The following is a 23,895-nucleotide window of genomic DNA, read 5'->3' as shown; positions in this document are numbered from 1 at the left end:
TTCCTCCGGGCTTCCCTTCGGTCTTGCGTTTCCGACTCTATCAGATCTTTCCGATCCGATTTCCTCGGTGCTTTCCAGGTTCCCGCTTCCGCGTTTCCCTTTCCGGCGGTTCCGACTTTATCAGAAGTTCTGAGTCGGATTTCCCTCCCCGGCCGGGCATGGTTCCTGGTGCCTAAGTTGGCCCGGGTGCCCCGTCGGGAGGAGTTGTAAACCTACTGGAGCGGGGCGCCTCGATGCAAATCGAGGCGCCCCGCTCCCAGTTGGCGCTTGCTCCGGCCCGACGGACCGTCAGACCTCCACCACCACAGGCAGGATCATCGGACGGCGCCGGTAGGTGTCCGAGACCCACTTGCCCAGCGTGCGGCGTACGAGCTGCTGAAGCTGGTGGGGTTCGACCACGCCGTCCTGCGCGGAGCGTTCGAGCACCTCCGTGATCCGGGGGACCACGTCGGCGAAGGCGGAGTCCTCGATACCGGAGCCGCGGGCCTGGATGTGCGGGCCGCCGGTGATCTTCCCGGTGGACGAGTCGATGACGAGGAAGACCGAGATGATGCCCTCGTCGCCGAGGATCCTGCGGTCCTTCAGCGCCGGCTCGCCGACGTCACCGACCGAGAGGCCGTCGACGTAGACGTATCCGGCCTGGACCTTGCCGGAGATCTTGGCCTTGCCCTCGACGAGGTCGACGGCGACGCCGTCCTCGGCGATGACGATGCGGTCGTGCGGGACGCCGGTCAGGGCGCCCAGCTCGGCGTTGGCCCGCAGGTGCCGCCATTCACCGTGCACCGGCATCAGGTTCTTCGGGCGGCAGATGTTGTAGAAGTACAGCAGCTCGCCCGCGGAGGCGTGACCGGAGACGTGGACCTTGGCGTTGCCCTTGTGGACCACGTTGGCGCCCCAGCGGGTGAGGCCGTTGATCACGCGGTAGACCGCGTTCTCGTTGCCGGGGATCAGGGACGACGCGAGGATCACCGTGTCACCCTGGACGATGCGGATCTGGTGGTCGCGGTTGGCCATGCGGGACAGGGCCGCCATCGGTTCGCCCTGGGAGCCCGTGCAGACCAGGACCACCTCACTGTCCGGGAGGTCGTCGAGCGTCTTGACGTCCACGACCAGGCCCGGGGGGACCTTCAGATAGCCCAGGTCACGCGCGATGCCCATGTTGCGGACCATGGAGCGGCCGACGAAGGCGACGCGACGGCCGTACTCGTGCGCCGCGTCCAGGATCTGCTGGATGCGGTGCACGTGGCTGGCGAAGCTCGCGACGATGATGCGCTTGCGGGCGCCGGCGAAGACCTGGCGCAGGACGTTGGAGATCTCCCGCTCCGGCGGGACGAACCCCGGCACCTCGGCGTTCGTCGAGTCCGAGAGGAGGAGGTCGATACCTTCCTCGCTCAGACGTGCGAATGCGTGCAGGTCCGTGAGGCGGCTGTCCAGCGGGAGCTGGTCCATCTTGAAGTCACCGGTGTGGACCGCCATGCCCGCGGGCGTGCGGATGGCCACGGCCAGCGCGTCCGGGATGGAGTGGTTGACGGCGATGAACTCGCAGTCGAAGGGACCGATGCGCTCACGGTGCCCCTCCGTCACCTCGAGGGTGTAGGGGCGGATGCGGTGCTCCTGGAGCTTGGCCTCGATGAGGGCGAGGGTCAGCTTGGAGCCGATCAGCGGGATGTCCGGCTTCTCGCGCAGGAGGAAGGGAACACCGCCGATGTGGTCCTCGTGCCCGTGCGTGAGCACGATGCCCTCGATGTCGTCGAGGCGGTCCCTGATGGACGAGAAGTCCGGCAGGATCAGGTCGATGCCGGGCTGCTCCTCCTCGGGGAAGAGCACGCCGCAGTCGACGATGAGAAGGCGGCCGCCGAATTCGAAGACCGTCATGTTGCGGCCGATTTCGCCGAGGCCGCCGAGCGGGGTGACGCGCAGGCCGCCTTCGGGGAGTGGCGGGGGCGTGCGGAGTTCGGGATGCGGATGACTCAAAAGACTCTCCTCACCACGCACGCCACGTACCGGTGGGGCACGTGGCGCGCGTGACGTTCGTGCAGAAGCAGTTGTCTGTGTGGGGTGCGCGGGCACCGGTGGCCCGCTTATTCAGTTGTGAAGCAGGTGCGCGGGGGTCCGCGCGAAGTCTGATGTCAGAGCTGTACCCCGCCCGCGGCAAGATCGATCTTGAGTTGCTCGATCTCCTCGGGCGCGCACTCGACCATGGGCGCACGCAGGGGCCCGCTGGGCAGCCCCTGAAGGGCGAGCGCCGCCTTGGTGGTCATGACGCCCTGCGTGCGGAACATACCCGTGTAGACGGCGAGCAGTCGCTGGTGGATCTCGGTGGCCTTCTGGACGTCGCCCGAGGTGTACGCCTCGACCAGGGCGCGCAGCTCGGGAGTGACGACGTGGCCGACGACCGAGACGAAGCCGACCGCGCCGACCGAGAGCAGGGGCAGGTTCAGCATGTCGTCGCCGGAGTACCAGGCGAGGCCGGAGCGGGCGATGGCCCAGCTGGCGCGGCCGAGGTCGCCCTTGGCGTCCTTGTTGGCGACGATCCGCGGGTGCTCTGCCAGGCGGACGAGCGTCTCGGTGTTGATCGGGACGCCGCTGCGGCCGGGGATGTCGTAGAGCATCACCGGAAGGCCGGTGGTGTCGGCGACGGCCGTGAAGTGCCGGTAGAGGCCTTCCTGCGGGGGCTTGTTGTAGTACGGGGTCACGACGAGCAGGCCGTGAGCGCCGGTGCGCTCCGCCGCCCGGGCGAGTTCCATGCTGTGGTGGGTGTCGTTGGTACCGACTCCGGCCACCACGTGGGCACGGTCTCCGACCGCCTCCAGGACCGCCCGTACGAGATCCGTTTTCTCCGCGTCGCTGGTGGTCGGGGACTCGCCGGTGGTGCCGTTGATGACCAGGCCGTCGTTGCCTGCGTCCACCAGGTGGGCGGCGAGCCGCTGCGCGCCGTCGAGGTCGAGTGCGCCGTCCGCCGTGAAGGGCGTGACCATGGCGGTGAGGACCCGCCCGAAGGGGGTCTGCGGAGTCGAGGTCGGAGCCATGGGTTACACGCTACTCGTTGCTCAGGACCGGGTCTGCCCATGGGGCAGGCGACAAGTCGTGACAAAGGTGGAGCCCGGCACTGCCTGCTCGGGGGTTCAAGCAGTGCCGGACCCGTTTGATCAGGCTAGATGAACTTCTCTAAATGCCGCAATACGGACACTTCGCGCGGCTGAACCGTACATCTGTACCTGACCGGGTGATCTGGGCCGCGTTACGGCGCCACGCGTCCGTTTCCGTTGAAGGCCGCGTAGGTGAGCGGCATGAGGCGGGACCACTCGGCCTCCATCTTCTCGCCGACCATCTCGATCTCGCGCTGCGGGAAGGACGGGACCTTGGCCAGCTCGTGCTGGGTGCGCAGGCCGAGGAAGTGCATCAGCGAGCGGGCGTTGCAGGTGGCGTACATCGAGGAGTACAGGCCGACCGGGAGGACCGAACGGGCTACCTCGCGGGCGACGCCGGCGGCGAGCATCTCCTGGTAGGCCTCGTACGCCTGCCGGTACGAGTCCTCCATGACACGGCCGGTCAGCTCCTGCTGGGCCTGGGTGCCCTCGACGAAGACGTACTTGCCCGGGCGGCCCTCCTGGACCAGCTTGCGGGACTCGTCGGGGACGTAGAAGACGGGCTGGAGCTCGCGGTAGCGGCCGCTCTCCTCGTTGTACGACCAGCCGACGCGGTGCCGCATGAACTCGCGGAAGACGAAGATCGGGGCGCTGATGAGGAAGGTCATCGAGTTGTGCTCGAAGGGGCTGCCGTGCCGGTCCCGCATCAGGTAGTTGATCAGGCCCTTGGAACGCTCGGGGTCCTTCTTCAGCTCGTCCAGCGACTGCTCGCCGAGGGTCGAGACGCGGGCGGCGAAGAGGACGTCCGCGTCGGACGCGGTGTGCTTGACCAGCTCGACGGTGACGTCGCTGCGGTAGCTGGGTTTGAGGTCGTCGGCGGGGGTGTCGGTCACGGTTGGCAGGGCCTTCCCATCTCGTCGTGTGGCGACGCCACTCTACGGCCCGGCCGATTCGGTGCGATCGGTGGCGTGCCGCAATGAAGTTGGTGAAACAGGGCACCTCTGAGGGAGTTCGTTCGTCTTACTGACGAAAGTGATCCGTTCCACCCCTGAAGGAGAAGTACCCCTGATGTTCGGTCGGCGTGAACCCGTACCGTTTGCCTTCGTCGCCGAGGCCGACAGGTTCCGCAGCAATGTCACTCCCCCGCCGCGCGAGCGGTCGTCCGTCGGTCAGATGGCCGGCCGTTGGCTGCTGGGACTCACCATCGTGGCGGGGCTCGTGGGGTCCCTGGTCATCGGGACGCCCGCGCTGTCGCCCGGCAAGACGGCTGATCAGCCTCAGCAGTCGCAGGCGTCCGAGAAGCGCTGAACCGCACCGCTGCGGCGGTGACTCCATCCGGCCCCCCGCCAGTGGTGACCGGGCAGACAGATCGGTAGCCTCACCGGGCACAGCCCACGCATGGATCGAGTGAGGACCGCCCGTGCCCCTGCCCTTCCTGACGGCCGACCGTGTTTTCGAGGCGGCGGACGACGTTCCGTTGCCCTACGACGACCGTGACCGCTGGCGGCGGCCGTACCGGCCCGGGCCCTGGCGCGTGGGCGTCGCGGCGCTCACGCTGCTGCTCGCCTCGTTCGTGCTGTTCGCGGCCGTCATCATCGCCGTGACGGCCGAACTGACCTCGGCCGCCGTGGTGTTCGCGCTCGCGCTGCTCGTCATCGCCGCGGCGCTGCGGCTGCTGCGCATGGGCGTGTGGGTCAGCGCGCGCGGGCTGCGGCACGTGGGTTTCCTCACGACGCGTACGGCGTCCTGGGAGCAGGTCGTCTCCGTGCGTACGGTGCAGCAGCCGGTGCGCTGGCTGGCGCTGCCCCGGACCGTGCAGGGGCAGGCGCTGCTGCTCGGGCGCCAGGGTCAGGACGCTGCCACCCCGACGCCGTTGATGACGACGCACAACGCGGACTTCCTGGGCCGCACGGAGGCCTTCGACCGGGCGGCGGACGCGGTGGAGGCGTGGGCCGAGGAGTACGGCCCGCGCTGACGTCCTCGATCTCATGACGGCGGGGCCCGACCGTTCTCACGGTCGGGCCCCGCCGTCATGAGTGGGCCGCGGTTCAGGCAGCTTCGGACTGCTTGCCGTCGTGCAGGGCGATCGCGTGCTGCATCGCCTTGCGGGCGCGCGGGGTGTCGCGGGCGTCGTGGTAGGCGACGGCGAGGCGGAACCAGGTGCGCCAGTCGTCGGGGGCGTCCTCCGTCTCGGCCTTGCGCTTGGCGAAGACCTCGTCGGCCGAGTCGCGGTCGATGCGGCCGCTGGGGGTGCGCCGCAGTTCGTCGACGGGCAGCCCGCCCTCGGCGTCGAGTTCGGCGGCGAGTTGATTGGCCCTGCGGGCGAACTGGGTGTTCTTCCACAGGAACCACAGGCCGATGACCGGCAGGATCAGCACGGCGACACCGAAGGTGACGGTGAGGGGCGTGCCGGTCTCGATGAGCAGGACGCCACGGCTGCCGACCAGGACGAAGTAGACGACCAGGACGGCGGCGGTGACGGCGTAGGTGAGCTTCGCGCGCATGACGGTCAGAGGCTCAGTTCAGGTCCAGGAAGTGTTCCAGGCCGAACGTCAGGCCCGGGGTGCTCACCACGCGGCGGGCGCCGAGCAGGATGCCCGGCATGAAGCTGCTGTGGTGGAGCGAGTCGTGGCGGATGGTCAGCGTCTCGCCCTCGCCGCCCAGCAGGACCTCCTGGTGAGCCAGCAGGCCGCGCAGGCGGACGGAGTGCACGGGGATGCCGTCGACGTCCGCGCCTCGCGCGCCGTCCAGGGCCGTCTCCGTGGCGTCCGGTGCCGGGGCGGCACCCGCCTCGGCACGAGCCGACGCGATGAGCTGGGCGGTGCGCGTGGCGGTGCCCGACGGGGCGTCGACCTTCTTCGGGTGGTGGAGCTCGATGACCTCCACCGACTCGAAGTACGGTGCCGCGATCTGCGCGAACTTCATGTTCAGTACGGCCCCGATGGAGAAGTTCGGCGCGATGAGCACGCCCGTCCCGGGTGCGGCGGACAGCCAGCCGTTCAGCTGGGCGAGGCGCTCGTCGGTCCAGCCGGTGGTGCCGACGACCGCGTGGATGCCGTGGCCGACGCAGAACTCGAGGTTGGCCATGACCGAGTCGGGCGTGGTCAGCTCGACCGCGACCTGTGCGCCGGATTCGGTCAGCGTCTCCAGCGTGTCGCCCCGGCCGAGGGCGGCGACCAGTTCCATGTCCTCGGCGGCTTCGACGGCTCGTACGGCTTCCGAGCCGATCCGGCCCTTGGCGCCGAGGACCGCCACGCGCAGCTTGCTCATCTCTTGTGCTTCCTTCACCAGGGGGATTGTCAGGCGACGGCGTCGTTCAGGCGGGCCGCCTGCTTGTCCTTCAGCGGGCCGATGACCGACAGGGAGGGCCGCCGTCCCAGGATCTCGCGGGCCACCTCGCGGACGTCGTCCGGGGTGACCGACGCGATCCGGGACAGCATGTCGTCGACGGACATCTGCTCGCCCCAGCACAGCTCGCTCTTGCCGATACGGTTCATCAGCGCGCCGGTGTCCTCCAGGCCGAGAACCGTGGACCCCTGGAGCTGACCGATCGCACGCCCTATCTCGTCGTCCGAGAGGCCGTGCTCGGCGACCTGGTCGAGTTCGTCGCGGCAGATCTTCAGCACGTCGTGCACCTGCGAGGGCCGGCAGCCGGCGTAGACGCCGAACAGGCCGCAGTCGGCGAAGCCCGAGGTGTACGAGTACACGCTGTAGGCGAGGCCGCGCTTCTCGCGGACCTCCTGGAAGAGGCGGGAGGACATGCCGCCGCCCAGGGCGGTGTTCAGCACGCCCAGGGCCCAGCGCCGCTCGTCCGTGCGGGCCAGGCCCGGCATGCCGAGCACGACGTGCGCCTGCTCGGTCTTGCGGTCGATCAGCTCGACGCGGCCCGCGGTGCGCAGGGCACGCGTACCGCTGCGCGGGGCGACGGGGTCGGCGGCGAGGTCGGCGAAGGCGCCGGCCTTCTCGAAGGCGGCTCGGACCTGCCGGACGACCTTGGCGTGGTCGATGTTGCCGGCGCAGGCGACGACCAGATGGGTGGGGTCGTAGTGCTTCTTGTAGAAGCGGCGGATGCGATCGGCGGTGAGGGCGTTGACCGTGTCGACCGTGCCGAGGACCGGGCGGCCGAGGGGGTTGTCGCCGAACATCGTGTGCGCGAACAGGTCGTGCACGCAGTCGCCCGGGTCGTCCTCGGTCATGGCGATCTCTTCGAGGATGGCGCCCCGCTCGACGTTGACGTCGTCCTCGCGGATGAGCGAGCCGGTCAGCATGTCGCAGACGACGTCGATGGCCAGCGGCAGGTCGTTGTCGAGCACGCGTGCGTAGTAGCACGTGTACTCCTTCGCCGTGAACGCGTTCATCTCGCCGCCGACCGCGTCGAGCGCGGCGGAGATGTCCAGGGCCGACCTGCGGCTGGTGCCCTTGAAGAGCAGGTGCTCCAGGTAGTGGGTGGCGCCGTTCAGGGCCGGGGTCTCGTCGCGGGAGCCGACGTGCGCCCAGATGCCGAAGGTCGCGGAGCGGACCGAGGGCAGGGTTTCAGTGACGATGCGCAGGCCGCCGGGGAGGGTGGTCTTGCGGACCGTGCCGATGCCGTTCTCGCCCTTGATGAGGGTTTGGGTACGGGCGACGGCCCGCGCCTCCGAAGAGGTGCGGGCCGTCGCCTTGGAGCGCTGGGACGTCACTTGTCGGCGTCGTCCTTCTTCTCGTCCGAGCCTTCCTCGCCCTCGATCACGGGGATCAGGGAGAGCTTGCCGCGGGAATCGATCTCGGCGATCTCGACCTGGACCTTGTGGCCCACACCGAGGACGTCCTCGACGTTCTCCACGCGCTTGCCGCCGGCGAGCTTGCGGATCTGCGAGATGTGCAGCAGACCGTCCTTGCCCGGGAGCAGCGACACGAACGCGCCGAAGGTGGTCGTCTTGACGACCGTACCCAGGTAGCGCTCGCCGACCTCCGGCATGGTCGGGTTGGCGATGCCGTTGATCGTGGTGCGGGCGGCCTCGGCGGACGGTCCGTCGACCGCGCCGATGTAGATCGTGCCGTCGTCCTCGATCGTGATGTCGGCGCCGGTGTCCTCCTGGATCTGGTTGATCATCTTGCCCTTGGGGCCGATGACCTCGCCGATCTTGTCCACGGGGATCTTGACGGTGATGATCCGCGGGGCGTTCGGGGACATCTCGTCCGGCGTGTCGATCGCTTCCATCATCACGTCGAGGATGTGGAGGCGGGCGTCACGGGCCTGCTTGAGGGCCGCGGCCAGGACGGAGGCCGGGATGCCGTCCAGCTTGGTGTCGAGCTGGAGGGCGGTCACGAACTCCTTGGTGCCGGCGACCTTGAAGTCCATGTCGCCGAAGGCGTCCTCCGCACCGAGGATGTCGGTGAGGGTGACGTAGTGCGTCTCGCCCTCGATCTCCTGGGAGATCAGGCCCATGGCGATACCGGCGACGGGGGCCTTCAGCGGCACACCGGCGTTCAGCAGCGACATGGTGGAGGCGCAGACCGAGCCCATGGACGTCGAGCCGTTGGAGCTCAGCGCCTCGGAGACCTGGCGGATCGCGTAGGGGAACTCCTCGCGCGTCGGCAGGACCGGCACGAGGGCGCGCTCGGCGAGGGCGCCGTGGCCGATCTCGCGGCGCTTCGGGGAACCGACGCGGCCCGTCTCACCGGTGGAGTAGGGCGGGAAGTTGTAGTTGTGCATGTAGCGCTTGCGGGTCACCGGGGAGAGGGTGTCCAGCTGCTGCTCCATGCGGAGCATGTTCAGGGTGGTGACGCCCAGGATCTGGGTCTCGCCACGCTCGAACACGGCGGAACCGTGGACCCGCGGGATGGCCTCGACCTCGGCGGCCAGGGTGCGGATGTCGGTGACACCGCGGCCGTCGATGCGCTTCTTCTCCTTGATGACGCGCTCACGGACCAGGGTCTTGGTCAGCGAGCGGTACGCGGCGGAGATCTCCTTCTCGCGGCCCTCGAACTCCGGGAGGAGCTTCTCGGCGGCGAGCGCCTTGACGCGGTCCAGCTCGGACTCGCGCTCCTGCTTGCCGGCGATGGTCAGCGCGGAGGCGAGCTCCGGCTTGACGGCGGCGGTGAGGGCCTCGAGAACGTCGTCCTGGTAGTCCAGGAAGATCGGGAACTCGCCGGTCGGCTTGGCGGCCTTGGCGGCGAGGTCCGACTGGGCCTTGCAGAGCACCTTGATGAAGGGCTTCGAGGCGTCCAGACCGGCGGCGACGACCTCTTCGGTCGGCGCCTCGGCGCCGCCCTCGACCAGCTTGATGGTCTTCTCGGTGGCCTCGGCCTCGACCATCATGATCGCGACGTCGCCGTCCTCCAGGACGCGGCCCGCGACGACCATGTCGAACGCGGCGTCCTCGAGCTCGGTGTGCGTCGGGAAGGCCACCCACTGGCCGTTGATCAGCGCGACGCGGACGCCGCCGATCGGGCCGGAGAAGGGCAGGCCGGCCAGCTGCGTGGACGCGGACGCGGCGTTGATCGCGACGACGTCGTACAGGTGGTCGGGGTTGAGCGCCATGATCGTGGCGACGACCTGGATCTCGTTGCGCAGGCCCTTCTTGAAGGAGGGGCGCAGCGGGCGGTCGATCAGGCGGCAGGTGAGGATCGCGTCCTCGGAGGGGCGGCCCTCACGGCGGAAGAAGCTGCCGGGGATCTTGCCGGCGGCGTACATCCGCTCCTCGACGTCCACCGTGAGGGGGAAGAAGTCGAGCTGGTCCTTGGGGTTCTTGGAGGCGGTGGTGGCCGACAGCACCATGGTGTCGTCGTCCAGGTACGCCACGGCGGAGCCGGCGGCCTGCTTGGCCAGGCGGCCCGTCTCGAAGCGGATGGTGCGGGTGCCGAAGGTGCCGTTGTCGATGACGGCCTCGGCGTAGTGGGTCTCGTTCTCCACTAGCGTTATCTCCTCGTCTTCGTCCCGTCGCTGCCCGTGTGGCAGGGGGACGGTTGCGGAGAAGCGCTCCGGGCTGTGCGGGCCGGTCTTCGATCGAAGCACCCGGGTTTCACTTGCCCCGGGGGCCACTACCGAGGACCGGCGGCGGCTAGGTGCGCCTCTCCTCTACTTGTGGTGCTGCGTCGTCCGTATTGCGTTGTGCTACCACACTACAAAGCAGTGGTGACACTCCGCACGTACAGCAAAGGGAGCGGTCCCCTTTCCTTCGGGAACCGCTCCCCTCACGGCGTCTTACTTGGCGCCCGCCGCACCGCGGCGGATGCCGAGGCGGTCGACCAGCGCACGGAAGCGCTGGATGTCCTTCTTCGCCAGGTACTGGAGAAGGCGGCGGCGCTGACCCACCAGGATCAGCAGACCACGACGGGAGTGGTGGTCGTGCTTGTGGGTCTTGAGGTGCTCGGTCAGGTCCGAGATGCGGCGCGAGAGCATGGCGACCTGGACCTCGGGGGAGCCGGTGTCGCCCTCCTTCTGGCCGAACTCGGTGATGATCTGCTTCTTCGTAGCGGCGTCGAGCGGCACGCGTACTCCTCGTGGTCTGTGATGGGCCACCGAGTGCCCCCGGTCTGTGTCTCGGGGGAGCTTCCGTTACTCGGGAGGCGGGGATCCGCTGAGCGCGGCCTCCAGAGCGGCGCTCCGGGGGTGCGTACACAAACGGCCGTCGACCAGCGTACCAGGTGGCCGGGGCCCCCTTTGCCCTGGTCTCCGAAGCTCCCGGCCGGAGCGGACGGGGCCACTAGGGTGAGCAGATTCGGATCGTTCGTACGTCGGGAAGGGGTCGCTGCGGCATGGCGGAGACGGCTGAGGAGATCAAGGCACGCAAGGAGCGGGAGCGGGACGAGCTATACGCCCTCGACATCTCCGGTGTCGAGTGGCACAGCGCGCCGGGCACCGAGGGCCACGAGGAGCGGGTCGAGATCGCCTACCTGCCCGAGGGGGCCGTGGCGATGCGGTCGTCGCTCGACCCGGACACGGTGCTGCGCTACACGGAGGCGGAGTGGCGGGCGTTCGTGCTGGGGGCGCGGGACGGGGAGTTCGATCTTGAGTCCTCGCCCCGCGGGGGAGGGCCTGCTCCGGAGTGACGGGTGGGCACGGGAGCCTTACCGGGTCGTCGGACACTCCCCGACGACCCGGTCATCGAGCCGGCGAGCCCCTGTGCGGCGCTGCCTCGTGGCGGTCGGCGACCTGTCCGAGCGAGCGGGAAACGGGTTCCACGACGGCCCTGCGGCGCCGCTCCCCCGCTGGACGGCGACCGGCGCCCCGCAGCGTCGTTCGACGCTTCCCGTAGGTGTGGTGGATTCGCCGCCCGGATGGACCGGGTGAACGCGGAGGGCAGCAGGGCGGGGCTCAGCTGGTCATCGAGCGGACTGCCGAGTACACGTCGAACACCGCCAGGGTCAGCGGCACCAGGGTCAGCAGCACGAAGCCCTCGGCGATCTCCAGGAAGCGTCCCCAGAACGGGGTGAGGCCGCCGCGCGAGACGATCAAACCGATCGCCGTGACGAGCGCGGCCGTCGCGGCGATAGCCGCGACGAGCCACATGGTCCGGAGGTCGAGGTCGCTGCGGTCGCCCGTGAGGGCCTCGCGGACGGCCGAGTGCGGCGGATTGAGTGCCAGCCCCAGGCCGAGCAGCACGAGAGAGGCGAGACCGGCGGCCAGGACGGGGGCCACCTGGCCGGTGTACCGGAAGAGATGGGCGCGCATCAGCATGGCCAGGCCGGTCGCCAGGGCCAGGAGCTGCGCCCAGACGTTCTCGGAGAACCCGAGGACCGCCGAGGAACCGACGGCGAGCAGCGCGCAGCCGCCCACCAGGCCGACCAAAAGTTCGTGTCCACGCCGCGCCTGGGCGGCGACCCGCTCGGCGTCGACCGGCTCCTGGGGGGCGGGGTCTGTGTCGTACGCGCTGCGCGGGGCCGTGTTCGGGGTGTCGAAGCCGATCGGGAGCCGGGCGAAGCGCATCGACAGCCCCGGCAGGAAGGCCAGGCCTCCGACGGCGATCGGGGCGCACAGGGCGGCGATCTCGGAAGGCGTCCAATCGGCGAGGATCGCCGCGAACACGGCGATCAGGCTGATGGCGGAGGCGACGACGAAGCCGACGAACGGACCGTCCCCGCTCGGCGAGCACAGGGTGAGCAGGACCGAGGCCAGGAGCACCGCCGCGCAGGCGAGGAGGAACTGGAGCCGGCCGATGCCCTGTCCGTCGGCGAGGGGCAGGAGACCCGAGCCGGCCACGCCGACGTTGGGGAGGGCGCCGAGCCCCAGGGCGATGGCCGAGGCCCGGTCGTCGTAGACGCGGGCGCGCACGCAGGCCAGGACGACCAGGAGGACACCGGCGACGCCGGCGAGGATGCCGGGCAGGCTGTTCATGTCGTGCAGCGGGTCGCCCATCCAGGCCACGAAGGCCAGCAGGACAGGCAGTACGCCTCCCCCGACGAGACCTGCCGCGCGCGTCAGGTCGCCGCTCCACAAGGTGCGCTCGCTGGTCACGGCTGAGGCGACCGCCTCGGAGACGTCGTCGAAGACGGCGGGTGGCAGCGACTCGGAGAACGGGCGCAGCGCGAGGAGTTCGCCGTCGAGGATGCGCTGGGCGGCGAAGGAACGGGCACTGTCGAGGACAGTGCCGTCCCGGCGGACCAGGTGGTAGCCGACGGGCGCGCCCTCGGCGGGACTTTGCCGGGTGAGAGTGAGGATCTCCGGATACAGGTCGGCGACCGGGATGTCGTCGGGCAGCGCCACGTCGATCCGGCTGTCGGGCGCGACGATGGTGACGCGGCAGAAACCGAGACCCGTGCCCGCCCCGGCGGGACTTCCGGTACCGGGTCCCCTTCCGGTGGCTGCCGCGGAGGCCGTCATGCTCACCTGCTGCTCCCCCTCAGTGATGATTTTTTACCTACGGTACGGACGTCCTGCGTGGTTTCCCGTCCCCTGTGACCGATCGTGCGGCGAGGTCGCGGGAACACCCTCGGTGCCGGTCGCCGGGCTTCCGCGGGCGGCGGGATGTGACGCAATGCCCCGTTCACTCCGGCTCAAGTCCCGTGTGCCGACGCGAACTTCCGGCACCCTATCGCCCTTGCGTCCGCGGGAATCAGTAGGATCGCGCGGCGGCCTGCGTCCGCCTGACACGGGGCGGCGGACGGACTCTCGGGCTGGTCAAGGGAATGGATGCCAGTGAGCCACATCGTCGTGAAGCGCCCGCCTCGGGTGCTGCCGTCCGAAGTGTCCACGCAGGACATCATCCTGCAGCCTCCACCGGAACTTCCGCGAGGCCACCGGGAGAGCGTGCTGATGCAACTCCTGCCGACGTTGGGCATGGGTGGCTCGGTGGTCTTCTTCTTCACGAGCGGGCAGCCGTTCATGAGGATCATGGGCATGGTCATGATCGCCTCGACCATCGCCATGTCCGTCGCGATGGTGATCCGCTTCCGCCGCGGCTCCCAGGGGGAGTTGGCGGACATGCGCCGCGACTACCTGAGCTACCTGGCACAGACCCGGCGCACGGCCGTCGACACGGCGAAGACACAGCGTGACGCGCAGTACTTCCTTCACCCCTCCCCCGAACAGCTGTGGGCCCTGGTCGCCGAGGGCAGCCGGGTGTGGGAACGACGCTCCGGCGACGAGGACTTCGCCCAGGTCCGCATCGGCCTCGGCGCGCAGGCCCTCGCCAGGGCCCTCGTCGCCCCAGAAACCGCCCCGGTCGAGCAGTTGGAGCCGCTGACCGCGGGTGCGATGCAGCGCTTCCTCTCCGTCCACAGCACCCTGGACGACCTGCCGATGGCGGTCTCGTTGCGTGCCTTCTACCACGTCACGATCAGCGGCGACCCGCGGTCCGTACGGTCCTCCGCCCGGGCCATCACCGGTTCACTGGCCGCACTGCACTCCCCGGACGATCTGCTCATCGTCGTGGCGGCGGGACGCGAGGCCCTGCCCCACTGGGAGTGGGCCAAGTGGCTGCCGCACGTCCAAGCGCCCGGCGCCGTGGACGGGGCGGGCAGCCGCAGACTGATCGACAGCGACACCCGCGAACTGGAGAACCTGCTCGCCACCCGGCTGACCGGCCGCCCGCGCTTCCACCCGAACGCGGCGCCCCTGCCGGAGGAACCCCACATCGTCGTCGTACTCGACGGCCTCACCCTGCCGCCGGACTCGGTCCTGGCCAATCCCGAAGGGCTCCAGGGCGTTACCGTCCTCGAGGTGGTTCCCGGCGACCTCATCACGGGCGGCGGCGAACTCTCCATCGTCGTACAACCCGAAGCGCTGCACCTGGAATCGGGACACGGCGTCGTCTACGAAGGAACCCCCGACGTCCTCTCCTACGAGTCCGCCGAAGCCCTCGCCCGGCAGCTGGCCCCGCTGCGGATGGCCTCAGGCGGTGACGACGACGAACCACTTCTCGCCAACCTGGAGTTCACCGATCTGCTGAACCTCGGTGACGCGGCGTCCGTCGACACCCAGCGCACCTGGCGGCCGCGGTCGCTGGCGGAGCGGCTGCGGGTGCCGATCGGGGTCGGCGAGGACGGGCGCCCCGTGATGCTGGACCTCAAGGAGGCCGCACAGGAGGGCATGGGCCCACACGGCCTGTGCGTCGGTGCCACCGGCTCCGGCAAGTCGGAGCTGCTGCGCACGCTGGTACTGGGCCTCGCGGTCACCCATTCGTCGGAGACGCTGAACTTCGTCCTCGCGGACTTCAAGGGCGGCGCGACTTTCGCCGGCATGGCGCAGATGCCCCACGTGGCGGCCGTCATCACCAACCTCGCGGACGACCTCACTCTGGTCGACCGCATGGGCGACTCCATCCGCGGCGAACTCAACCGCCGCCAGGAGATGCTGCGCGACGCGGGCAACTACGCCAACATCCACGACTACGAGAAGGCCCGCGCGGCCGGTGCCGCCCTGCAGCCCATTCCGTCGCTGGTACTGGTCATCGACGAGTTCAGTGAGCTGCTGACGGCCAAGCCCGACTTCATCGAGATGTTCGTGCAGATCGGCCGCATCGGCCGGTCGCTCGGCGTGCATCTGCTGCTGGCGTCGCAGCGCCTGGAGGAAGGCCGCCTGCGCGGTCTGGAGACCTACCTGTCGTACCGAGTCGGTCTGCGCACCTTCTCCGCCGCCGAGTCCCGCGCGGCGATCGGCGTACCGGACGCCTATGAGCTGCCGAACGTCCCCGGCTCCGGCCTTCTCAAATTCGGTACGGACGAAATGGTGCGCTTCAAAGCGGCCTACGTCTCCGGCGTGTACCGCTCGGGCACGCAGCGCACCGCGCTGAGCGGCGGCCCGCTGCCGATGAACCGGCGGCCGGTGCTGTTCACGGCGGCCGAGGTGCCGGTGCAGTACATGGCCGTGCCACAACAGCGCCCTTCGGCTTCGGACGGTCCGGAGGTCGACGACGCGCTCGCCGACACCGTGCTCGACGTGATCGTGCGCCGACTGGAGGCCCAGGGCCCGGCGGCACACCAGGTGTGGCTGCCGCCGCTGGACAGTCCGCCGCCGCTCGACGGACTCCTTCCCGGCCTCACAGCGGTACAGGGCCGCGGCCTCACACAGCCGGGCTACGAAGGCGCCGGCCGCCTGGTCGTACCGGCGGGCCTGGTGGACAAGCCCTACGAGCAGCGCCGCGACCCGCTCTGGGTCGACTTCTCCGGCGCGGCCGGCCACATGCAGATCATCGGCGGCCCGCAGTCCGGCAAGTCGACGCTGCTGCGCACCCTGATCTCGGCGTTCGCACTCACACACACGCCGTACGAAGTGCAGTTCTACGGACTCGACTTCGGCGGCGGCGGCATGGCGGCGGTGGCCGGCCTGCCGCACGTGGGCGGGGTCGCCTCACGCCTGGATCCGGAGCGCGTCCGGCGCACGGTGGCCGAGGTGTACGGCGTGCTGAACCGTCGCGAGGAGTACTTCCGCTCCGCGGGCATCGCTTCGATGGCGGACTTCCGGGCCAGGCGGGCCCGGGGTGACATCCCGGTCACGGATCAGCCCTGGGGCGACGTGTTCCTGGTCATCGACGGCTGGGGCAACTTCCGCGCGGACTACGAGGCGATGGACCAGGTGATCCACGACATCGCGGCCCGCGGTCTCGGCTACGGCATCCACCTGATCCTGACGGCCTCACGCTCGATGGAGGTCAGGGCCAACCTCAAGGACCACCTGATGAACCGCCTGGAGCTGCGGCTCGGCGACACGATGGACTCCGAACTGGACCGCAAGGTGGCCGCGAACGTCCCGGCGGGGGTGCCCGGCCGCGGACAGGCGCCGCAGAAGCTGCACTTCATGGCGGCGGTGCCGCGCATAGACGGTCTCACCTCCGACACGGACCTGGCGGACGCCACGGCCGCCCTCGCCACCGAGGTCTCCCGGCACTGGCAGGCCCCCGGCGCACCCGAAGTCCGTCTGCTGCCACGCGAGTTCCCGGCCGATCAGCTTCCTCCGGGCGATCGTTTCCCACGCCGCGGCGTCGCTTTCGCCCTCGACGAGGACAACCTCGAACCGGTCTTCGTGGACTTCGAGCAGGACCCGTTCTTCCTCGTCTTCGGCGAGAGCGAGTCGGGCAAGTCGAATCTGCTGCGGTTGCTGATCCAGCAGCTGACGCAGCGGTACTCGGGCGACGAGGCGAAGCTGTTCGTCATCGACAACCGGCGCTCACTGCTGGAGGTGACGCCGTCGTCGCACCTCGCCGAATACATCCCCATGTCCAACTCCATGGACCACCACATGGCCGCCCTCGCCGACCTGATGAAGCGCCGCACACCGACAGCCGACGTCACCGCCCAGCAGCTGCGGGACCGGAGCTGGTGGCGCGGACCCACGGTGTACGTCGTCATCGACGACTACGACCTCGTGGCCACGTCGAGCGGAAACCCGCTGGCGGGACTGACGGAACTCCTGCCGTTCGCCCGGGATGTGGGGGTGCGGTTCATCATCGCGCGGTCGACGGCGGGTGCGGGGCGGGCGTCCTACGAGGCGTTCATGCAGCGGGTGAAGGAACTGGGCGCGCAGGGTGTGGTGCTGGCCGGCGATCCGGGTGAGGGGGATCTGCTGGGCGGGGTTCGGCCGCGGCCCATGCCTGCGGGGCGGGGGGTCTTTGTGTCTCGGCGGAGGGGGAAGCCGTTGGTGCAGGTCGGGGTGTGTCCGGGAGGGGCGTTTTGATGGTCGATGAATGCTGGTGAGAAAACAATGACCATTCTTATACGTCGGGCAACTCTGTTTGGTGTTATACCCCTGGTGCTTATTCTGGTCGGCGGCTACATCTGGTACCAGATGAGTGACACCGGCAAGGGCTGGCGTTACAAGGACAAGCTGGCAACGTATTGCGACGGTTTGATCCCGTACGACGAGTCTGCCGCCTTCACCGGCCTCAACACAGAGATCGGCCTGGCTCGCGACGAGCACCATCGTTTCGGTGACGGCAGATTCAACTCCTGCCGAGTGTCCGACATGACGATGACTATCGGCCTGATCGCTCACGACGCGGTCAATTCCAGGCAGGACAAATTTGAGATGCTCGACACCTTGCGTTCGAGTGCCTCGGATACCCCTCCCAAGCCCCTCGGTGGCGGCTGGCAAGGGTATACGGATCTACGTAATACCGGTGTTGTACTACCTTGCAACAACAAGCCCGCATCCGTCGTCGTATCCATCGCCGGGGATGAGTCGCATGAAAATCCGCGCGAAGCCCGCAAGGTGGGGGAGCTCGCAGCCGCTGCCGCGCGAAATGCATCCGCTTACTGGTCGTGCAAGACGAAGTTCGGCAGTCGGATCCCTTCGATATCTGGGCTGGCGACGGAAAAATACCCGTCCTCCGCCACGGGCACATGCAAAGGAATTCGCATAACTGGGTACGAGAGCATGCACATCGACTGGATCAAGGAAAGCCAGGCTTCCGGCACCACCCCACTGGAGATGTGCACGTTGGGGGAGTTTGGGGCAAATTCCGAACGCCTGTACGTGCTGGAAGCTGCGTTCGGCCCCTACGCCCAGCGCTTGCGGTCGGCGACCGATGAACCGGGAGCAATGAACGCGAACACCGGACTCGGGCTTGACATGGCATGGGCGACCGCTGCTTGCCCCGGCTCCGCACGGGCGATCTTTAGTGTCTACGCAACGGAATACGCCGATCCACGGAAGGCCTTCCTAATCAAGTCACTGCGCGCATTCGCCGAGCGCTCGGCCGCACGCCACGGCTGCACGGACCTAAGACTACCGCGCTGATTAGAAAGGCTAGCCGCTTTTAGGTAGCGCAAGGAGTGCACGCTCCCCTGGCGCTCCTTCACGAAATCCCACTAGCGTCTGGGAGACTCGATTCAGTGACCGTCGCCATCGCACCGCCTTGCCCGTCATCGCGCGGTCTACGGCTGGTGCGGTGCGAACTTCGTACGGGGCGCTCATACAGGCAGTCACTGATTCGGGCCCACAATGGGTCGTCCTAAGCGTTGTCCCGTAACTGCGGGTCATCCCCGATAGCAGCCTGCCTGCGGCGGTCAGCCGAAGAGGAGCTCAGCGCCTTTGTCCAAGCAATACTTCATGACGGTGACCAGTTGGCGGGTGTCGTCGACGCGTCGCTGGAGAACGGGGTCGCTGTCCTCAGGGTGGAACTGATCGATGATCGCCTCCAGCCTGGGCAGCATGACTGCGCATTGAGTGGTCGTGAGAGAGCCGTCGTCGTCCGGATGGTCGAGCAGCGGTGTCAGCGTGGTGGAGATACTGCTCCACGCGCGGTCTCCGCCGAATCCGTTCATCTCAGCAAGGGTGAATCCCTCTACGTCGGCCAGCCACTCCCTGAACATGTGGAAGCTGGTGTAGGACCAGGAGACGTCAGGGCTGGTCACGTCGCCGTCTCCGGGGAAGAGCATGAGCCCCATCCTGTCCTCCTTGCTTGCCCAGCGCCCAGGATCAGTCGCAGGGAGAGGTGTCTGCAACTGAAATGATCCGCTGCATGGCTGGTGTGATCACGACGTCGGAGCCCTCGTGGATAGCCCCGTTCACCGGGCTGAGCCCGCGGCAGTTTGGCAAGCTGATCACCGCGCTGCGACGTGAGCGCGCGGACCCGGTACGTAAGGGCAGACCGTGGAATCTGCCTCTGGAGGACCGGGTCCTGCTGGTTGCCGCGTATTGGCGAACGAACCTCACCCTGCGGCAATTGGCGCCATTGTTCGAGGTGTCGAAGTCGGCCGCGGACCGCATCATCGACCACCTCGGCCCGCCGCTCGCGCTCCAGCAACGCAGACGGTTCCGCGAAGGCACCGTGCTGATCGTGGACGGCACCCTGGTGCCCACCCGGGACCATGCCGTCGCCGAGCAGTCAAAGAATTACCGGTACTCCACCAACCACCAGCTCGTCATCGACGCCGACACCCGGTTCGTCGTCGCTGTCGGTCGGCCGGTCGCGAGCAACCGAAACGATTGCAAGGCGTGGGAACTGTCCGGTGCGAAGGACGCTGTCGGCCTTAGCGCAGTGATCGCGGACGGCGGCTACCGCGATACCGGCTTGGTCATCCCACACCGCCGCGAACGCGGCCATGTCGAACTCCCGGCCTGGAAAGAGGAACACAACCGTTCGCACCGCAAGGTCCGAGCCCGCGTCGAGCACACCTTCGCCCGCTTGAAGACCTGGACGATCCTCCTCGACTGCCGCCTGGAAGGCGACGGCGTCCACCAAGCCATGCTCGGCATCGCCCGCCTTTACAACCTCACCATCACCGGCTGAGCCGAGAGCAGGCAGGTCAGCGAGCATGACCGTGATCAATTGCGGGACAACGCTTAGCCGACGACTCTTGTGAAAAATTCGATGCCGAGAGGGGTTCAGTCGCGGCCAATGCCTGCAGGACGGGAGTCGTCGTGTCTCGGCGACGGGGGGAAGCCCTTTCTGCAGGTGATAGTTTGCGGACGCACCTCCGAGCCGCAGGGGCAGGGTGACCCCTGCCGCCCATCGGCTCACCCACCCGAAGCCGTGCTCCTTGGACTTATCGGGCAGCTGACCCCGGGCGGGCGATGGAGCGGGACGACGGCGCGGTGGCCGGGTGGGGCAAGGAGGTGTGGCCCTGCGCGGAAGACTCGCGGCGGCCCGTGGAGCCTGGCTCGTCTTCGAGGACGAAGCCGGATTCTCTATGACGCCGCCGCAGGCGAAGACCTGGTCACAGCGCGGCCAGACACCGGTGGTGCGGGTCCGCGGCCGTTCCCGCAGACGGATCTCCATCATCGCCCTGACCTGCTACAAACCAGGCCACCGGTCCCTACCGCCCTCGCACAGACGACGGCCGCCGCGACGGTCGCAAGACCTTCTCCTGGCGCGACTACCGAGACCTGCTGATCGCTGCCTACCAGCTAGCTCGGCGGCCCGATCGTGCTGATCTGGGACAACCTGAACGTCACAAGGCCGCTGGCCTCCGGGAGTTCGCCGCCTCCCGGGACTGGCGGACCATCTACTACCTGCCGCCCTACGCACCCGACCTCAACCCCGTCGAAGGGATCTAGTGCTGTGACCGCATAGGTTCACCGGGTTGGCGTCCTGCCGCTGTGCGATTGTTCAAGGAGTGTTCGCGGTCGCCCAGGAGCGGAACAGGGCGAGGGCTTCGGTGAGATTGCCGGGGCCGCATCTGGCGTGAAAGGTCTTCTCGGAAGTCCATGCCCAAACCCAGTCGTGAGCACTGCGGTTGACGTCCTGGCGGGGGTATTCGTGTTGCTCCAGGTCCGTCTCCTCCAGGTCGATGGTGACGGTCCAGCCGGGGTTGTCGAGCGTGGCGATCTTCAGGCCCCACTCGTGCTCCCAGTCCTCGTTGCACTGTGCGGCGTACCAGTGCTGCAGCCAAGCAAGGACATCTTCCGAATCGCTCATGACAGGGGATGCTAGTAGTGCTCTGACCATAGGTTGGCCGGGTCGCTCAGGCCACGGTGGCGAGTGGTCGTCCGCCCCAGCGGATGCCCTTCTCGCTGCGGATGCGGGCGCGTTCCTTGCGTTCGGCGGCCAGGACCTCGCGGTGGCGGGCGTTGGCGTTGCGCCAGCGGAGGTAGGCGTGCAGGGCTCGGGTCTGCACGGTGTGGTTGGGGTGGTTCGAGTTGGCGATCGTGAACTGCCGCAGCGGTCCGAAGTGCGCTTCGATGGGGTTCGCCCACGAAGCGTAGGTCGGGGTGAAGCACAGCTCGACCTTATGTTTCTTCGCCCAGCGGCGGATGTCGGCACCCTTGTGGGCAGACAGGTTGTCCAGGATCACGTAGATCGGGGCGCCGTCGGGCCGGGCAGCGCGGATCGATTTCAGCGCGGCCAGCGTGTTCACGGCTCCCTTCTTGCGGCGGTTGACGCCCCATAGGCGGTCGTCGCCGACCGAATAGCAGCCGTGGAAGTACCGGACTCCGTGGGTGCGGTGGTAGGTGGCCGGCACCCGGTCGGGATGCTTCCGTTTCGCCCAGCCCGAGCCAGCGGTGGGCCGGATCCCCAGCGGGCCGAATTCGTCGAAGGCGAAGACCCGGTCCGGGAAGCGGTCCACCACTTCCTCGATACGGTCCAGCTTCGCCTCACGGTCGGGGTCCGGGGACTCCTTCCAGGTCTTGGTGCGCTGGAAGGTCACGCCGCGGCGGGCGAGCAGGGACCGTAATGCCTCGCGGCCGATGCGGATCACCCGGCCGTGCACTTTGCGCAGGTAGGCGACCAGCTTGCGCAGCGACCAGCGGGTGAATGGCTGGCCGAGCTTGACCGGGCGGGTGGTAGCCGTCGCGATGACGAAGTCCTCGTCGTCATCGCTGAGTTGGCGGGGACGGCCTCCCGCCCACTGAGGGTCCAGGCAGGCCAGGCCGATCTCGTTGAAGCGGTGGATCACGTCCCGGACGGTGTCCTCGTCGGCTTGGACCAGCTGGGCGATCACCGGCACCCGGTTCCCGCCGGCCGAGGCCAGCAGCAGCATCGCGCGCCGGTAACGCACCGAACTGGTGCTGCCCCGGCGCACGATCTGCTGCAGCTTCTGCCCTTCCTGGTCGGTCAGTCTGCGCACCCGGACGGGCTCGGCCACTGCGCCTCCAACGGTCGGATCGGACGTCACCGCACATCCAACCGCTAGAACCGCCGAACCGGCGGACCTATGCGGTCACAGCACTAGCTGTATTGATCACGAGCGTTGTTAACGGTGGCCGGGCTTGATCATGGCGAAGGCCTCCGTGTGTGGTGGAGGTGTCGAATCTTCACCGCACGGAGGCCTTCTTGTCCCACCGTAATGCCCGGCTGACCGTTCACGGCAGGCGGCTGTTGGTCGAACGTGTCCGCTCCGGCCGTCCCGTCGCCCATGTCGCCGCCGACATGGGCATCTCCCGTCCCACAGTCCACAAGTGGATCCGGCGGTGGCGGTCCGAGGGCGAGAGCGGACTCATCGACCGTTCCAGCCGTCCCCGCAGGACACCGCACCGCACCGCATCCTCCACCGAGGCGCATGTCTGCAGGCTGCGGCAGGACCGCAAACTCGGCCCGGCACGCATCGGACCGATCCTGGGCCTGCCCGCCTCCACCGTGCACCGCATCCTCACCCGCCATGGCCTGAACCGGCTGGCCTTCCTGGACCGGCCCACCGGCCAGGTCATCCGCCGCTACGAACGTGAGCGGCCCGGCGAACTGGTCCACGTGGATGTCAAGAAGCTCGGCCGCATCCCCGACGGCGGCGGCCACAAGGTCCTGGGCCGACAAGCCGGCCGGGCCATCCGACGAGGCTTACGGCACATCCAGTACCGCAGCGACCTCATAGACGGCTGCCTCGCCGAGACCGGCCTGACCATCCGACCCGCCTGAACAACAACGCGACAGAGCGAGTTCACCCCCAGGCCGGTACAGGCCGGTGGGGGCTGTTGTCCGGCTGCGCAGGGCACTCGGTTCGGCGGCAGCGAGACGGGTAGGCCGGAGAAGACATCGCTGCTTCAAGGGGGAATTCAACGGTGCTGTCACTCCTGGTCTCGATTCTTGCTGTTCTCGTCTCGCTGGGGTCACTGGGCATCTCGTACACGGCCGGCCGCCGGTCTCACATGCCAGTCCTGCAGTTCATGTGGGAAGGCGGGCAAGACGGTTCTGTGGAGCCGAAGTGGTGGCTGGTCAACGTCGGCACCGGCCCGGCCACGAACATCGTTGTGGCCCAGACCGAGCGAACCTCACTTACACGTGGCCTGAACGCAGAGCGGTGGTTCAACCCCGTACTCGTCCCCTCAATCCCAGTCAACGGCAAGCTGGCCCTGACGTGGCTCGGAGGAACCATGGGCCTGGCATGCGGGCTCGGTGCCAGCTACACGGACGTTGAGAGGTACTTCTACACGACCAAGTGCGGCGATGACGTCTCCATGTTCCTTGTCGGACTCCACCTCCCGAGGTGGCCGCTGCTTAGTCTGAATGGCAGCAAGGCCGTCAAGACCTGGTGGGGTGTGGAAGACCTGTCAGGCTCCCCGTGGTCAGCCGTCAGCGAGCAGCACGTCCGCAGGCGCCGCTGGCTCCCCTCGCGCTTCGGCATCAGCCGCCGCCTCGGAGGATGGGCTGACCCGGTCCACTCCTACCAACCGCACTGACTTTGGGGGGCTCATCAACTCGACGACGTCTCGGGGCACATCTTCCGGCTGCAGTAGCGCGGCTACCGCGTGATCGAGACTGGTCTGAGGCGGTTATCCCATACCTTCTCGGTGGTTGACGCCGATGTGCCCCTGCCCCGTCGACCGTCCAGAACTGAGACTGAGTGAACATGCTTGCTGCTGCGGCAAGCTTCCACCCCCTCTCCAGTTCTGTACACCACCACGAGCCGACCGACATCACGAGTTCAAGTTCAGTAACAGCCCTCTCGCGTACTCCAGAGATGTCGACGCGATCGCCGAGAAATCAACTCTGGAGAGTATCTGCTAGTT

The 23,895-nt window shown here is 68.2% G+C and carries 19 protein-coding genes and 3 pseudogenes; 10 read left to right on the top strand and 12 right to left on the bottom strand.

Annotated elements, in window-relative coordinates; translation table 11 throughout:
• Positions 1-288: 288 nt before the first annotated feature.
• The 3 genes from QOL88_RS29140 to thyX all read right to left on the bottom strand — a co-directional run bounded on the left by QOL88_RS29140 (position 289) and on the right by thyX (position 3,982).
• A complete protein-coding gene (locus tag QOL88_RS29140) occupies positions 289-1,974 on the bottom strand; it encodes a ribonuclease J (RefSeq protein WP_097221253.1) in 1,686 nt (561 codons plus the stop codon).
• 155 nt (positions 1,975-2,129) lie between these two features.
• Positions 2,130-3,029 (bottom strand): 4-hydroxy-tetrahydrodipicolinate synthase, encoded by a 900-nt coding sequence (gene dapA, locus QOL88_RS29135; protein ID WP_097221251.1) that lies wholly within the window; start codon positions 3,027-3,029, stop codon positions 2,130-2,132.
• Between the two features lie 212 nt (positions 3,030-3,241).
• Entirely contained in the window at positions 3,242-3,982 is a 741-nt protein-coding gene (gene thyX / locus QOL88_RS29130; protein ID WP_031109938.1) for an FAD-dependent thymidylate synthase, read from the bottom strand.
• Between the two features lie 175 nt (positions 3,983-4,157).
• Between thyX and QOL88_RS29125 the strand changes: the two genes are divergently transcribed.
• Positions 4,158-4,397, top strand: a complete 240-nt coding sequence (locus QOL88_RS29125; protein ID WP_097221249.1) for a hypothetical protein — start codon at positions 4,158-4,160, stop codon at positions 4,395-4,397.
• A 112-nt stretch (positions 4,398-4,509) separates the two neighbouring features.
• The gene (locus QOL88_RS29120; protein ID WP_097221247.1) at positions 4,510-5,064 is read left to right on the top strand and encodes an SCO5741 family PH domain-containing membrane protein; all 555 of its coding nucleotides are present in this window, start codon (positions 4,510-4,512) and stop codon (positions 5,062-5,064) included.
• A gap of 73 nt (positions 5,065-5,137) precedes the next feature.
• Here the strand turns inward: QOL88_RS29120 and QOL88_RS29115 are convergent, their stop codons facing one another.
• From QOL88_RS29115 to rpsO, 5 genes are all read right to left on the bottom strand, one after another.
• On the bottom strand, positions 5,138-5,593 hold the full coding sequence (locus tag QOL88_RS29115; RefSeq protein ID WP_097221245.1) for a hypothetical protein: 456 nt from the start codon (positions 5,591-5,593) through the stop codon (positions 5,138-5,140).
• Between the two features lie 13 nt (positions 5,594-5,606).
• Complete coding sequence (gene dapB, locus QOL88_RS29110; RefSeq protein ID WP_097221242.1) at positions 5,607-6,359, bottom strand: 4-hydroxy-tetrahydrodipicolinate reductase; 753 nt, start codon at positions 6,357-6,359, stop codon at positions 5,607-5,609.
• A 29-nt stretch (positions 6,360-6,388) separates the two neighbouring features.
• On the bottom strand, positions 6,389-7,768 hold the full coding sequence (locus QOL88_RS29105; protein WP_097221239.1) for a M16 family metallopeptidase: 1,380 nt from the start codon (positions 7,766-7,768) through the stop codon (positions 6,389-6,391).
• On the bottom strand, positions 7,765-9,984 hold the full coding sequence (locus QOL88_RS29100; RefSeq protein WP_097221237.1) for a polyribonucleotide nucleotidyltransferase: 2,220 nt from the start codon (positions 9,982-9,984) through the stop codon (positions 7,765-7,767). The genes QOL88_RS29105 and QOL88_RS29100 overlap by 4 nt, the downstream gene beginning before the upstream one ends.
• Positions 9,985-10,275: 291 nt before the next feature.
• A complete protein-coding gene (gene rpsO, locus QOL88_RS29095; protein ID WP_003993372.1) occupies positions 10,276-10,563 on the bottom strand; it encodes a 30S ribosomal protein S15 in 288 nt (95 codons plus the stop codon).
• 266 nt (positions 10,564-10,829) lie between these two features.
• Here rpsO and QOL88_RS29090 point away from each other — a divergent pair, with 266 nt between their 5' ends.
• Entirely contained in the window at positions 10,830-11,123 is a 294-nt protein-coding gene (locus QOL88_RS29090) for a DUF397 domain-containing protein (RefSeq protein WP_097221234.1), read from the top strand.
• 265 nt (positions 11,124-11,388) lie between these two features.
• Here QOL88_RS29090 and eccD read toward each other — a convergent pair whose 3' ends face one another.
• Positions 11,389-12,900, bottom strand: coding sequence for a type VII secretion integral membrane protein EccD (gene eccD / locus QOL88_RS29085; protein WP_257027915.1), 1,512 nt, complete (start codon positions 12,898-12,900; stop codon positions 11,389-11,391).
• A 309-nt stretch (positions 12,901-13,209) separates the two neighbouring features.
• Between eccD and eccCa the strand changes: the two genes are divergently transcribed.
• Positions 13,210-17,184 carry a type VII secretion protein EccCa gene (gene eccCa, locus QOL88_RS29080; protein ID WP_179878992.1) on the top strand — a complete coding sequence of 1,325 codons (3,975 nt, stop codon included), beginning with the start codon at positions 13,210-13,212 and terminating at the stop codon, positions 17,182-17,184.
• 6 nt (positions 17,185-17,190) lie between these two features.
• Positions 17,191-18,246 carry a hypothetical protein gene (locus QOL88_RS29075; protein ID WP_143668901.1) on the top strand — a complete coding sequence of 352 codons (1,056 nt, stop codon included), beginning with the start codon at positions 17,191-17,193 and terminating at the stop codon, positions 18,244-18,246.
• A 269-nt stretch (positions 18,247-18,515) separates the two neighbouring features.
• Here the strand turns inward: QOL88_RS29075 and QOL88_RS29070 are convergent, their stop codons facing one another.
• A complete protein-coding gene (locus QOL88_RS29070) occupies positions 18,516-18,896 on the bottom strand; it encodes a hypothetical protein (protein WP_097221225.1) in 381 nt (126 codons plus the stop codon).
• A 74-nt stretch (positions 18,897-18,970) separates the two neighbouring features.
• Here QOL88_RS29070 and QOL88_RS29065 point away from each other — a divergent pair, with 74 nt between their 5' ends.
• Both QOL88_RS29065 and QOL88_RS38955 read left to right on the top strand, forming a co-directional pair.
• Positions 18,971-19,741 (top strand): transposase, encoded by a 771-nt coding sequence (locus tag QOL88_RS29065; protein ID WP_097223226.1) that lies wholly within the window; start codon positions 18,971-18,973, stop codon positions 19,739-19,741.
• 301 nt (positions 19,742-20,042) lie between these two features.
• A pseudogene (locus QOL88_RS38955) lies at positions 20,043-20,505 on the top strand (transposase); the annotation flags it as partial.
• Positions 20,506-20,560: 55 nt separating this feature from the next.
• Here the strand turns inward: QOL88_RS38955 and QOL88_RS29050 are convergent.
• Together QOL88_RS29050 and QOL88_RS29045 are read right to left on the bottom strand one after the other, a co-directional pair.
• Positions 20,561-20,869, bottom strand: coding sequence for an immunity 53 family protein (locus QOL88_RS29050; RefSeq protein ID WP_030666118.1), 309 nt, complete (start codon positions 20,867-20,869; stop codon positions 20,561-20,563).
• Positions 20,870-20,915: 46 nt separating this feature from the next.
• A complete protein-coding gene (locus tag QOL88_RS29045; RefSeq protein ID WP_257027914.1) occupies positions 20,916-22,037 on the bottom strand; it encodes an IS630 family transposase in 1,122 nt (373 codons plus the stop codon).
• 188 nt (positions 22,038-22,225) lie between these two features.
• Here QOL88_RS29045 and QOL88_RS29040 point away from each other — a divergent pair.
• From QOL88_RS29040 to QOL88_RS29035, 3 genes and pseudogenes are all read left to right on the top strand, one after another.
• A pseudogene (locus QOL88_RS29040) lies at positions 22,226-22,726 on the top strand (leucine zipper domain-containing protein); the annotation flags it as partial.
• Positions 22,709-22,804: pseudogene (locus QOL88_RS38950) on the top strand (transposase); the annotation flags it as partial. The pseudogenes QOL88_RS29040 and QOL88_RS38950, both read left to right, overlap by 18 nt.
• 143 nt (positions 22,805-22,947) lie before the next feature.
• Positions 22,948-23,565 carry a hypothetical protein gene (locus QOL88_RS29035; RefSeq protein WP_097221220.1) on the top strand — a complete coding sequence of 206 codons (618 nt, stop codon included), beginning with the start codon at positions 22,948-22,950 and terminating at the stop codon, positions 23,563-23,565.
• Positions 23,566-23,895 lie beyond the last annotated feature (330 nt).

The sequence above is a fragment of the Streptomyces sp. Ag82_O1-12 genome, from assembly GCF_900182715.1.
GTDB classification, from domain to species: Bacteria; Actinomycetota; Actinomycetes; order Streptomycetales; family Streptomycetaceae; genus Streptomyces; species Streptomyces massasporeus.
The sequence above is the reverse complement of the archived record's forward strand: the minus strand, read 5'-3'. Positions and strand labels throughout refer to the sequence as shown.